Source organism: Allorhizobium sonneratiae, assembly GCF_023700755.1.
Taxonomy (GTDB): Bacteria; Pseudomonadota; Alphaproteobacteria; order Rhizobiales; family Rhizobiaceae; genus Allorhizobium; species Allorhizobium sonneratiae.
The window spans coordinates 646887-658848 of sequence record NZ_JAMKOJ010000001.1 but is presented as its reverse complement, the minus strand read 5'-3'; the positions used below and the strand labels follow the sequence as shown (position 1 = coordinate 658848).

The 11962-nt window shown below is 57.3% G+C and carries 9 protein-coding genes and 1 pseudogene; 1 reads left to right on the top strand and 9 read right to left on the bottom strand.

Annotated features, from left to right (window positions below; all coding sequences use genetic code 11):
• The 7 genes and pseudogenes from NAC44_RS02945 to NAC44_RS02915 form a co-directional block, all read right to left on the bottom strand.
• A pseudogene (locus NAC44_RS02945) lies at positions 1-1266 on the bottom strand (hypothetical protein); the annotation flags it as partial.
• On the bottom strand, positions 1244-1441 hold the full coding sequence (locus tag NAC44_RS02940; RefSeq protein ID WP_250937584.1) for a hypothetical protein: 198 nt from the start codon (positions 1439-1441) through the stop codon (positions 1244-1246). The gene NAC44_RS02940 and the pseudogene NAC44_RS02945, both read right to left, overlap by 23 nt.
• Positions 1442-1522: 81 nt before the next feature.
• Positions 1523-2551, bottom strand: coding sequence for a class I SAM-dependent methyltransferase (locus NAC44_RS02935; protein ID WP_250937583.1), 1029 nt, complete (start codon positions 2549-2551; stop codon positions 1523-1525).
• A 464-nt stretch (positions 2552-3015) separates the two neighbouring features.
• Positions 3016-4548 carry a putative bifunctional diguanylate cyclase/phosphodiesterase gene (locus NAC44_RS02930; RefSeq protein WP_274706748.1) on the bottom strand — a complete coding sequence of 511 codons (1533 nt, stop codon included), beginning with the start codon at positions 4546-4548 and terminating at the stop codon, positions 3016-3018.
• Positions 4545-5081, bottom strand: a complete 537-nt coding sequence (locus NAC44_RS02925; RefSeq protein WP_250937582.1) for a heme NO-binding domain-containing protein — start codon at positions 5079-5081, stop codon at positions 4545-4547. Before NAC44_RS02925 ends, NAC44_RS02930 begins: the two co-directional genes overlap by 4 nt.
• A 124-nt stretch (positions 5082-5205) precedes the next feature.
• Positions 5206-6201 (bottom strand): DUF930 domain-containing protein, encoded by a 996-nt coding sequence (locus NAC44_RS21320; RefSeq protein ID WP_250937581.1) that lies wholly within the window; start codon positions 6199-6201, stop codon positions 5206-5208.
• Between the two features lie 284 nt (positions 6202-6485).
• Positions 6486-6857, bottom strand: coding sequence for a hypothetical protein (locus NAC44_RS02915; protein WP_250937580.1), 372 nt, complete (start codon positions 6855-6857; stop codon positions 6486-6488).
• Between the two features lie 177 nt (positions 6858-7034).
• Between NAC44_RS02915 and NAC44_RS02910 the strand changes: the two genes are divergently transcribed.
• Positions 7035-7292, top strand: coding sequence for a hypothetical protein (locus tag NAC44_RS02910; protein ID WP_250937579.1), 258 nt, complete (start codon positions 7035-7037; stop codon positions 7290-7292).
• 121 nt (positions 7293-7413) lie between these two features.
• On the opposite strand, the gene rpoD is transcribed toward NAC44_RS02910, so the two are convergent.
• Together rpoD and dnaG are read right to left on the bottom strand one after the other, a co-directional pair.
• On the bottom strand, positions 7414-9468 hold the full coding sequence (rpoD, locus tag NAC44_RS02905) for an RNA polymerase sigma factor RpoD (protein WP_250937577.1): 2055 nt from the start codon (positions 9466-9468) through the stop codon (positions 7414-7416).
• A 401-nt stretch (positions 9469-9869) separates the two neighbouring features.
• A complete protein-coding gene (dnaG, locus tag NAC44_RS02900) occupies positions 9870-11873 on the bottom strand; it encodes a DNA primase (protein WP_250937575.1) in 2004 nt (667 codons plus the stop codon).
• Positions 11874-11962 lie beyond the last annotated feature (89 nt).

Below are 11962 nucleotides of genomic sequence, written 5' to 3'. Positions count from 1 at the left end.
GTTGAAGTCCACCCGCGAGATTGCCCCGGTCGGAATGTTCGAGCGCCCGACCTGCAGATTGCCGATCCGGGCGCTGGAGATATCGACATCGCCGAGCGTGGCCGAGATCGCGGCGAGATTGTTGACGGCAAGCTTGTTGGCGGTGATCGAGCCATCGACGATCAGCTCGGCGGCATTGGCCAAACGAAAGGCGATATAGTCGATCAGCAGATTGGTCGTCGTGGTGTTGTTGCCGTTGCTGTAGATGCCGAGCTGGGCAAAGCGTGCGCCTGCCGGGGCGGTGATGCGGGCGGTATAGCGCACCCGGCTGCCGGTGATGGCGGCATTGACGACGAGATCGGTCTTGCTCAGCAGGTTTTTTCCCGCGTCATACCATTGCAGCCAGACGTAAAAGCCGCCCGATGATGTGCCGACATTCGACCAGACGGAGATGTCATACTGATAGACCGCCGATCCGGTGACCGGGATGTAATAGGCGGGCAACAGGGCGATATAGAGATCATGCGCCGGGGTGAGCGTATTCTTCTGCAACAGCATCGCCCTCGGCCCCTGCGAGGAAAAGCCGTCGGCAAAGGTGACGACATCGTCCGAGGCTCCTTTGTTGATCGACCAGATACCCGCCAGATCGGTGGTGGCAAAATTGCCGTTGGGCACAAGATTGGTGTAGTCGGTCAGTGTCAGGGTCTTTGCCGTAATCGCGCCTGCGGCAATGTTGTTGGCCCCGATGGTGTTGGCCGCCACCTTGTCGCCGGTGATCGAGCTGGCGGCAATCTTCTCGGTGGTCACCGATCCGGCAGCAATCTGGGTTGCGGTCACGGCTCCTGCCGCAATCTTGGCCGCCGTCACGGCATTGGCAGCAAGCAGATCGGTGGTGATGGCGCTGGCAACGATGGAGCCGCCATTGATCAGCGTTGCGCCTGCCGGTTGCCAGTCCGAGGCTGCGGTCTGGTTCCCCTTGGCCCGCCCGACATAAAGCTGTGTCAGCCAGAGATAGGAATTGACAACGCCGGAGGTGGAGGAGCCGACCGCGCGCCAGATGACATAGGCTTTGACCGCACCTGCCGGTGCCTGCGCCTTGGCCCAGGGGCGCAGATAGCTGGCAAGGCTGTTCTTCGGATCGCCGTTCTGGGCAGCGGGCTGCGACCAGAGCTGCGGTGAGGAAATCCAGTTGCCGTCCTTGTCGGTAAAGATCATGTAGGCATTGAAGCTCGTGCCGCGATGGCCGTAGAAATAGCAGGAGGCCTCATACCAGCCGCCTTCGATCACGTCGAAGAATTTGACTCAGCATCTTGCCGAAGCCGGAGATCAGCCCGCCAATCGTCAGCGTGCCGCCGACAATCTGGCCAACGGCAACGATGGCCACGACCACGGGTCCGGCCTCGGCGGGTGCGGCAAGGACCAGCAGCACGAACAGGGCAAGGATGAGAGGGGAAAACCGCATCAGCCGACCCTCAGCACGAGCTTTGCCGAGAGAAGGCCGACCGTGCCGGTGCCTGCCTCGGTCCGGGCGATATCGCTGCCTTCAGGCCTTCTTCATAGCTTTCAAGGCCCGGATCATCCTTGTCCAAACGGGCAGTTTTGCAATCTTCACACTGCGATAACCGATAGCCTGTTCTTGCGCTGCGAAAGCCATCAACTGGATTCGGTCGTGATGATTGATCGGTTCCCGATCGATGAGACGTAGATGAGCGAAAAACTCGGCTTTGTGTGTCGTCGAGACATAATCCAGAGCCAATGGGCTAACACCAAGCGCATGGCATTCCTGTGCCACCAGCGCAAAGCTTGCCGGTGTAAAAACCGATGCGTGGCAATCCTCATAAGCGTTTTGAACACGATTATCATCGACAAAGAGCTTTTTGTAAGCATCTTTCAGCGCCATATGGATGAACGTCAAATCCTGCGGCCTGTGGTTAAGCTTGTTCCAGCCAATCTTATACTTGCTTGCGACGACCATCGTTGCGTAATCGAAATAGGCAACCTTGGAATGGAAGGCCGATGACTGCTCATATGCGGTGAGCCATTGGCCTGTCGTTGTCAATGGTCTGAACATGTCAAAGCAATAGCGTTTATCAGGCAGAGCCAGTGTTAAATATCCTCCGGTTTTCAGGAGCGTTGCGCAGCTCTGCAAAAAGCCGATCGGATTTGGCAAGTGTTCCAGCACATGGCTCAAAATAATGACATCAAAGGTGCCGTGATGGTCCTGGCTCACCGCATCTGCAAGATCGCCCGAACTCCAGATGAAATCGACCTCTTCAAATTTTTCAGGCTTAAGGTCCGAATAGGCATAATAGTCAATAAGACCCTGGCGATCGAGGTGATCGGCGATGAATACATTGTAGCCTTCCCGCTTCGGCACCACGGGAGCGGCCAGAGGACCGACTTCAAGCACCTTTGTCTCACGGGTTATGTGCTGGCGCAGGTAACGTAATCGTTGATTGCGCGGGTTGGTTTTGGTTGGTGTAACCAGTGAAGGTGAAAGATCATAAGCCGTCGTCCCTGGCACTGTTCTGTCGAACAGCGCACGGACCGGCGCAAAAAGCTGCGGTATCATAATTGCCCCACGCCGCCTGTCCGCCTTTCCCACAAGGCCGACAAACGGATTTAAATCTTCAGTTTCAATGTAAAGTGCATGCTACTTTTCGGGGCGGATAAAAGTCAACCGTTTGCTACTTTTGGTTTCTGGTCTGCGCAGATAGCTGACATCTGAAAGTTCAGGGCAAGAATGGAGAGAGCAAGCCAACTGTCTGGACTTTTCTATCCTGCTTTCAAATCACACTTTGCTACTTTGAGCCTCTGCGAGTTTGCCGGAAACCCCAACTCGTGAGACGTGGGGTTTATCACACGCAAAACGACGAACAAATTTTCTCCTGAGGTTCGTGCCCGTGCCGTTCGCAGGGTGACGCAGCATGAAGCCGAACATCCTGCCCGATAGGCTGCCGTGTCTACCATAGCGGCCAAGACAGGCTGTTCGGCGCATATCCGGGTTCTCCTATGTCGCGATTTGGCAAGGCTGGATCAAATACTGTTTTGCAGCTTTTCCAGCGGGACAAGAAGGTCGGCGCGCAACTGTTCCAGAGGCTTCGGCCGCGAATAGAAAAAACCCTGATGCTTGCGACAGCCGGCATCCACCAGCCACTGCGCCTGCTCTCTGGTTTCAATCCCTTCGGCCACGACATCGATACCGAGAGCCTGGGCCATTTGCATGACCGCCTGCACGATTGCCTGGCCGACATGATCATTCGCAACACGGCTGATCAGACTGCGATCCAGTTTCAGCCACTGCAGGGGCAGACTGCTAAGAGAGGCGATATTGGAATAACCGGTGCCAAAATCATCCAAAGCAATCTTGATGCCCAGTCTGGACAGCTTGTTCAGTGATCTGGACGCACAGGCCAGATTGGTCATGATGAAATCCTCGGTAATTTCAACCACCAGAGCGGTTGGCGGAAATCCCGTTTCTTTCAAAAGACGATGGATGATCTCCACGATATCGCTGGACTGGAATTGCCGGGGAGACAGGTTGATGGACACATAGCGCAATTGGCCTGTGCGGATCAGCGATGCCATATCCAAAAAGGCACGGCGGGCGAGTTGCTGAAAAATGCCATCGAGAAGATTACGCTGCTCCGCAATCGGAAGGAACCCACCCGGTAAAATGATACCGCGATAAGGATGCTGCCAGCGCGCCAGAACTTCCACGCCGAGACAGCGCCCGCTCACCCCATCGAAAACGGGCTGGTACCAGGGCAGAATTTCATCCCGATCCACCGCCAGCGCCAGTTCAAGCTCCAGAAGCCGCCGCTCCTCCTCTTCCGCCCCCAGATCGGGTGTAAAGCCGACACAGAGGCCACGTCCGAGCTTCTTGGCGCACTCCAGCGCCATTTCAGCATGGCGCAGCAGCTCTGCCGAGGATACAGCGTGATCCGGCAGGCTGGCATAACCAATGGAGGCTGAAACACTGAAGCGGCGATTGTGTGCGGAAATCGGCGCTTTCAGCCTCTCCAGCAACCAGTCCGCAAATTGCTGCTCTTCCTCCTCGCTAGCCAGATCCTCGACGATAACGGCAAATTCATCGCCGCCAAGCCGCGCCGACAGACCTTTGCGTCCGACATCCAGCAGACGCCCCGCCAGCGCCCGCAAGACAAAATCCCCGCCCTCATGTCCATGCAGATCATTGATCAGTTTAAATCTGTCGAGATCGGCAAGAAACACCGTCACTCGCCCCTTGTCCTGATTGACCCTGCGGCAGACATCGGACAGATGCGCGGTAAACCGGTGACGGTTGGCAAGTTCGGTCAAATGATCCTTCAGGGACAGCGTGGCCGTGCGTTCACGTTCGCTCAGCAATTCAGCCGTGCGCTCTTCAACACGCTCTTCGAGCATATGGGCCAGCTTGGATAATTCGGCATTGGCCAGATAAAGCTCACGGGATTTGCGCTCCAGCAAGGTTTCCGCCTGCTGGCGCGCAGCCTTTTCCCGTTCCAGGCGGCGCATCAGGCGGCGCAGGCGATCATCACCATCCTGTTCCTCATTTCGATCCACACTCATGCTGCCATCTCTTCAATGGTGAAAATCACAGCCTCACTTCTTTTTTCAGCCTGAAGCGCAATGCTGACACCATAGTGAATGGCCGCCCCTTCGATCAGTCCCATAGCCAGCGCCTCCATGCCGCGCGCGGAACGATAGATCATCGAAAACAGACTGTCCTTTTGCTGGAGAATTTCAAAATTCGGCAGTTCGGCATCGGGATAAAGTTTGCGCACTTCCACATGGACATAGGCATCGACGCTGGCGAGAAAATCGAACAGACAGGCACAGCGATCGAAAAACTCTGGAAAATCCTGGGCAAACCGCAGAGCAAGATGGCGACCATACCGCTGCAACAGCTCAGCATCATCAAGGCCACTCTTTTGACTGAGCAGCCGCAAAAGCGTGACAATTTCTCGGTGATCGTAAGTCCCGACCGTGGTATAGGCGCCACCACTTGGCAGATCGGCCGCGTCGAGCAGGTCATCGACCAGATTTTCATCCCAGCTCTTGGCAACAAACTGCAGGAATTCTGTGAATATGACACCTTTCATCGCTCTTCCCCTTTGAAGAGACATTTTATTTCAGAAACATCTTAATATATTTCCCCTCACAAAACCAGCCATTGTAAAAACACACGATCACACCATGCCTGGCGATAAGGCTTTGGCACGACCATCAATTGGCGGGCAGCTTTCGTGCTGCCCATTCGCCTCGGGGAACAGGCTCGCCAATCTGAAACCGGTAGGACAGAATGGTCGTCACCTTGGCATCGCTCTCGCAACGATAGCTGATGTCATACCACTGACCGCGACTGCGGAAGGCTCCGCCGCTGGCGTCGAGCACATGGCCGGATATTCTGCCCCCCGTGGTGGAAAAGGGCACCAGAAGATCGGGATACGAGCCGGGCATGGTGTGCCTGATCTGTTCCAATGTTTCGATGCTGCACATCTGTACGATGCGCTGCTCTACAGGCAGGTGCCCCAGCGCCTGACGCACATGTGGATTGGACAGTATCGCTTTTGAATAGATCGTCTTTACCGGCTTCAACGGTGCAAGGGGCGCTTTATGGTCCTCGTCTTTATCGTGGTTTTCCGTCACATCCGGCTTGTGCGGCTGTGATGGAACAGGCTCTTGCTCACTGGTTTTGAAAAACCGGGTCCCGGCCTTTTCCCTTTGAGGCTCAGCAACATCTGCTGGCCTGTCGACTTTCGGTGGCGACACATCCTGAGGGACGGAAGGGGCTGCCTGCGGCTGCGGTTTATCCTGTGATTTGACCGCCTGATCCTGCTTTGGCTGCGGTTTTGCCGATGCGAACTTTTCCGGTTCAGCCGTTGGTGGACTGTCTGTGGAGGCCGGCTGATCCGGTTTTGCCCGCGTATCCGGCGCGCCCGATTCCAGAGCAGGTGCTGCAGAGGGGGCTGGCGTAGGTGTTGGCAGCCTGGCTTTTTCCGTCTTGTTCGGCTGAGAAGGTGCTTTTGCCTGAGGGGGCGTCTTCTCCGGCTGAGGCGGCGGCGTCAGCGTCACGTTGACACTCTCCTCCTTCGGCGGCGTGACATCCGGCCAGACAATCCGCAACAGGAGCAGGGCCAGCAAAACACCGTGAAAGACCAGTGAGATCAGCAGTCCCGACGAAATGCGTGGCCGACTATGCGCTGAAGGATCGATCCGCACAATCCCTCCCGGGGCAGGATAAAGGCAAATGAGAACATGTCGCGTTCCCGTGCCCTCATTAAACGATATTGGACATGTGGCACAATAAGACAGACAGCCTGTCAGGTAAAAATGACCGCCGTTTCTGGGAGAATGAGATGCGCAAAACCAAAAAGAGAGATCGCCCGGACGGATAACTCACTCAACCATGACAATTCAGCCTGATGCTTAAAATTGTCAGGAGTTGCCTCAGCATTTCCTAATGCAAGAACGGCATTCTTGCGGCTGAACAGAAGAAACCATCATCAATTTGGCAGGGCATTGCCAACAATGCCTGTCTGGTCACCGGAAATGGTGATCAGGCAAGCGGCGATGCAAACCTGCCGGGAGCCTGATATGACATCCGTGAGTGCAACCACATCCTCATCGGCCGCAGCGGCCATGTATACCGCACCGGCTTCCCCGCCACAGCCGCACGCACCTTCGCAGAAAACATCACCGCCGCCACCCCCACCGTCTAAGGTCGAGACCACCTCTGCCGCCAAAGTCCCCTCCTCCATCGCCGCTTTGTCGCTGTACCATGCCTCAAAGGACAGCAGCAGTTCATCGACTTCGTCCTTCTCGTCAAACAGCAGGAGCACGGCAACCAGCGACACAACAGCAAAAAGCACGGCCATGCCGGATTCGATCGAAATGTGAGCCGTCACGCGAACACTGTCAGCTTGTTGTCAGCTGAAGCCGGCATAAGCTGATGACCTGACCAGATGTCGGGCCAAGCGAGGGGGAAGATGAACTGCCCTCACCCTCACACCGGATTGACCGCATGAAGCGGAATATCCGGTCTGGAGACAGACGTGACCACGATTTCCTCTCTGAATACGTCCGCCAGCGCCATGAGCCGCATCGCTCAGACGCAACAATCCTCTCAGGCCAGCGAAACCGCCGCAGTGGGTTCAACCGGCAAAAGCCGCCACAGCATCGGCTCCTCGTCTGCCGCAAACGTGCCCTCCTCCATCGCCGCCCTTTCGCTCCGCAGCAGCCAGAATGAAAGCGCCTCCGATACCATGGTCAACGGCAAGGAAGTCAACGACCACGACGGCGATGATGGTTAAACATCTCCAGTAAAGCCCATAAAAAACCCGGCATTAGGCCGGGTTTTTTATTGTTCTGAAGTGGAAAATCATCGAAGCCCACTAAGATTATGCTTCGAAAAGAAAACCTGAGAGCGGCCAATCAGCTGTCCAGGAAGCTTCTCAACTTTCTCGACCGGCTCGGATGTTTCAGCTTGCGCAGCGCCTTGGCTTCGATCTGGCGGATACGTTCGCGCGTGACCGAGAACTGCTGACCGACTTCTTCCAGCGTATGGTCGGTGTTCATGCCGATGCCGAAGCGCATTCTGAGCACGCGCTCTTCGCGCGGTGTCAGCGAGGCGAGCACGCGGGTCGTGGTTTCACGCAGATTGGCCTGAATGGCGGCATCGATCGGCAGAAGCGCGTTCTTGTCCTCGATGAAGTCGCCGAGATGCGAATCCTCTTCGTCGCCGACCGGGGTTTCCAGCGAGATCGGCTCCTTGGCGATCTTCAGCACCTTGCGCACCTTTTCGAGCGGCATGGAAAGCTTTTCCGCCAGCTCTTCCGGCGTCGGCTCGCGGCCGATCTCATGCAGCATCTGACGCGAGGTTCGCACGATCTTGTTGATCGTCTCGATCATATGCACCGGAATACGGATGGTGCGCGCCTGATCGGCAATCGAACGGGTGATCGCCTGCCGGATCCACCAGGTCGCATAGGTCGAGAACTTGTAACCGCGGCGATATTCGAACTTGTCGACCGCCTTCATCAGGCCGATATTGCCTTCCTGAATGAGGTCGAGGAACTGAAGACCGCGGTTCGTGTATTTCTTGGCGATGGAGATGACGAGACGCAGATTGGCCTCGACCATTTCCTTCTTGGCGATGCGCGCTTCGCGCTCGCCCTTCTGCACCATGGACACGATGCGGCGGAATTCGGCAATGGAGATGCCGGTTTCGGTCGCAAGATTCTGGATTTCCTGACGGATTTCGCGAATGCGGCTGTTTTCCTCGCGGGCGAAATCCTTCCAGCCGCGACCGGCCAGATTGGCGATGGATTTCATCCAGTTCGGGTCAAGTTCGGCCCCCTGATACTGCTGGAGGAAGTCGTCGCGCTTGACGCCATAGCTTTCCGCCAGACGCAGCAGACGGCCTTCATTCTGCATCAACCGCTTGGAAATGTCATAGAGCTGCTCGACCAGCGCATCGATGCGGTTCTGGTTGAGAGACAGCGACTTGACCGCCGTGATCAGCTGATCCTTCAGCTCCTTGTAGCGGCGCTCCTGCCCGGTGGACAGCGTTCCGGCACAGGCAAGGCGGGCTTCCACCTGCTGATCCTGCAGCTTGCGCAGCTTCTTGTAGGTCTCGGCGATCAGATCGAGGGTTTCCATCACCTGCGGGCGCAGTTCCGCTTCCATGGCGGCCAGCGACAGGTTGGATTCGTCCTCGTCTTCTTCCTCTTCCTCCGGCATCGGCATATCGCCGCCGACATCGGTGATGTCGTCGTCACCGGACGGTGCTGCGCGGCTGCGCTTGACCTTTTCCTTTTCTTCAGCCGCCTTGCGGTCGGCCTCGATCTTTTCCGGGCTCTGGAACTGCGGTGCAGCCTTGGCCTCGGGACCGGAATAGGTGGTTTCGAGATCGATGATCTCGCGCAGAAGCGTCGTGCCTTCGTTCAACTCGTCGCGCCAGATGATCAGCGCCTGGAAGGTCAACGGGCTTTCGCACAGGCCCGAAATCATCGTTTCGCGGCCAGCCTCGATGCGCTTGGCAATGGCGATTTCGCCCTCGCGCGACAGAAGCTCCACCGAACCCATCTCGCGCAGATACATGCGCACCGGATCGTCGGTGCGGTCGGTCGGCTCACGCTTCTTGACGGCCGCGACAGCAGTACCGCTTGTGGTGGTCAGCTCGCTGCTATCGCTTTCGCCCTCTTCGTCACCGTCGCCGTCTTCGCTCTGCTGCTCCTCGGCATCCTCGTCCTCAATGACATTGATGCCCATATCGGAGAGCATGGCCATGGTATCTTCGATCTGCTCGGAGGTAACCTCCTCCGACGGCAGAACCGAATTTAGCTCATCCATGGTCACATAGCCGCGCTTCTTGGCGGCCTTGATCATTTTCTTGACAGCATCGTCCGAAAGATCGAGAAGCGGACCGTCCGGAGCGCCATCGCGTTCGTTCTCGGCTTCTTCGTTTTCCTTGACCTTGGTTGCCATGTATCTCGTCGCTTTCCCTGGCGCTGCAATCTTTCGCAGAATGATGTGGAGCCGGATGGGGAACTCCCGCACCGCCCGCTGCGAATCACTGTTACTGACCTAACGGAGTGATGTTTAATTCCCGATTAACCACGCTGGCTCCGCACGATGCGGCCTGTTGTACAAAAAGGATGATCATCCGCCGGAGATCCGACAGATCTGTTTCACACCTTTTCGCCCATGATGGTGATTCCCATAAATTTCATCCACGTCAAGCCTTTTGACGCAATAAGGTCTGTTGAAAAAGCGGAAAACCGCTCAAGACCATCATTCACTCCAGATTTTCTTTGTGATCATGTAGGCAATGTCTGTGGCAAAACAAGAGGCAGGCAAGGCTGTGCCCGCAAGCAAAACTTGTCCATTCAACTGTTCTGCCCATAGGCAGGCCCTTTTACCCGGCCGGACATAACGCCGAAGCCGTCGATGATAGCCTCCTGATTCTCCATGCGCGCGATTTCCAGATGCACTTCCTGCAACACCGCCATCAAGCCATCGATGCGGGCCGCATCTTCGGTTTCGATCGCTTCGGCGATTTCACGCTCCAGCTCTGCCTTCTGCCGTTTCAGGGCCTTGGCGCGCTTGGATAGCGACAGCGCCTGACGATAGCCTTCACGCGCATCCTCAAGAGCCGCCACCGCCGTTGCCGTCCACAGTCTTGCATTGCGGATCTGCTGGTCGAGCGCCTTGATCAATCCGCCGAAACCGGCGGTTTCCAGCCGCAGAAACAACTCTTCCCGTGTCAACCTCGCCCCGCTTTCAGCCACCGCCGTCAATACGGCAGGCCAGAGCCGCTGCAGATCGCGATTGTCGTAATCGATGACGGCAATCTCGTCATAATCCTCCTGCATCAACTGCGGATGATTGATCACCGTCAGCGCCAGCACGCTCTCCCGTAACGAGGGCTGATCGTAGCTGCGGCTGACCAGTCCTGACCGCGTCAGCCGATCGGAGGCCGCCGTTGTTGCAGTCGCACCGCCACGGGCAAACCCGCCCTTTTGGCCGGTCCTTTGGCCGCCGCGGAAAGAACCGGCACGCTCAAAACCACGCCCCGCCGCCTGCCCGGCAAAGGCTGCCCCCTGAAAATAACGATACAGCCGGTCGCGGACATTCTGCTGGTAATGGCGGCGGACATTTTCATCGGCAATGACGCCGACCACCTGTTTCAGCCGCGCCTCCAGTTCGGCCCGCTGCTCCGGCGTCTCATAGCGGCCCTGCCCCACTTCTTTCATCCAGACCATCTCGTCCAGCGCCCGCGCCTCCGACAACACCTTGTCAAAGGGCGCACGGCCATCCTGTTTGACCAGATCATCCGGGTCCTTGCCGTCCGGCAACAGGGCAAAGCGCAGGCTTTTTCCCGGTTTGAGGTGCGGCAGCGCCAGATCGACGGCGCGAAATGCCGCCCGCTGGCCTGCACCATCGCCATCGAAACATAAAACCGGCTGTGGTGTGATCTTCCACATCAGCTCCAGCTGGTTTTCCGTCAGCGCCGTGCCAAGCGGCGCAACAGCATTTTCAACGCCCGCCTGATGCAGCGCGATCACATCCATATAGCCTTCGACGGCAATCAGCGTCTCAGCCCCCTCCGCCCCCTGCAACGCGCGACGGGCACGGGAGAAATTATAAAGCACCTGCCCCTTGTGGAAGAGTTCCGTCTCGTTGGAATTGAGATATTTGGCCGGCGCATCCGCAGACAGCGCCCGCCCGCCAAAGGCGATCACCCTGTCGCGCGACGACAGGATAGGGAACATGATCCGGTCGCGAAACCGGTCATAGGAGACAGGAATATCCGGCCCATGCACCACCAGACCGCAGGCCTCGATCTGCTCTTTCGCCACGCCCTTGCCCGCCAGATATTCCTTCAGGACATTGCGGCCCTCCGGCGCATAGCCCAACCGAAAGGTTTCGATGGTGCGGCCGGACAGGCCCCGTTCGCGCAAATAGGCCCGGGCCCTGGCCCCGGAAGCGGTCTGCAACTGGTCCTGAAAGAACTGCGTGGCCATGTCCATCACATCGCTCAGGCCGGTGCGTTCGCGCTCCCGCTCCACCTGCCGCGGATCGGCTTTGGGCACGGCAACGCCCGCCATATCGGCAATGCGCTCGACGGCTTCAGGAAAACTCAACCCCTCGAGATCGGTCAGAAAGCGGAAATGATCGCCCGACACCCCGCAGCCGAAACAGTGATAACGCCCCTTGCGATCCTCGCAGTGAAAGGACGGGCTCTTTTCGCCATGAAACGGGCAGCAGGCCCAGTAATCCCCGCGCGAGACATTGGTCTTCTTGCGATCCCAGGCCACGCGCGACCCGATCACGGCCGAAATTGGCACGCGGTCACGAATGTCATCGAGGAAATCATTGGAAAAGCGCATGGGCAGCCCTTGAGAGTGATCTGTCTATATAGCCTCTCACACCGCAAGATACCACAATGTCAGCCCAGACTGCGCACTATTCACAGGCT

Bases quoted from the DNA above. Each gene is read 5' to 3' on its own strand.
- NAC44_RS02925 (WP_250937582.1), bottom strand. From the start codon at position 5,081: ATGAAAGGTGTCATATTCACAGAATTCCTGCAGTTTGTTGCCAAGAGC.
- dnaG (WP_250937575.1), bottom strand. From the start codon at position 11,873: ATGCGCTTTTCCAATGATTTCCTCGATGACATTCGTGACCGCGTGCCA.
- NAC44_RS02940 (WP_250937584.1), bottom strand. From the start codon at position 1,441: ATGCGGTTTTCCCCTCTCATCCTTGCCCTGTTCGTGCTGCTGGTCCTT.
- NAC44_RS02915 (WP_250937580.1), bottom strand. From the start codon at position 6,857: ATGGCCGTGCTTTTTGCTGTTGTGTCGCTGGTTGCCGTGCTCCTGCTG.
- NAC44_RS02935 (WP_250937583.1), bottom strand. From the start codon at position 2,551: ATGATACCGCAGCTTTTTGCGCCGGTCCGTGCGCTGTTCGACAGAACA.
- rpoD (WP_250937577.1), bottom strand. From the start codon at position 9,468: ATGGCAACCAAGGTCAAGGAAAACGAAGAAGCCGAGAACGAACGCGAT.
- NAC44_RS02930 (WP_274706748.1), bottom strand. From the start codon at position 4,548: ATGAGTGTGGATCGAAATGAGGAACAGGATGGTGATGATCGCCTGCGC.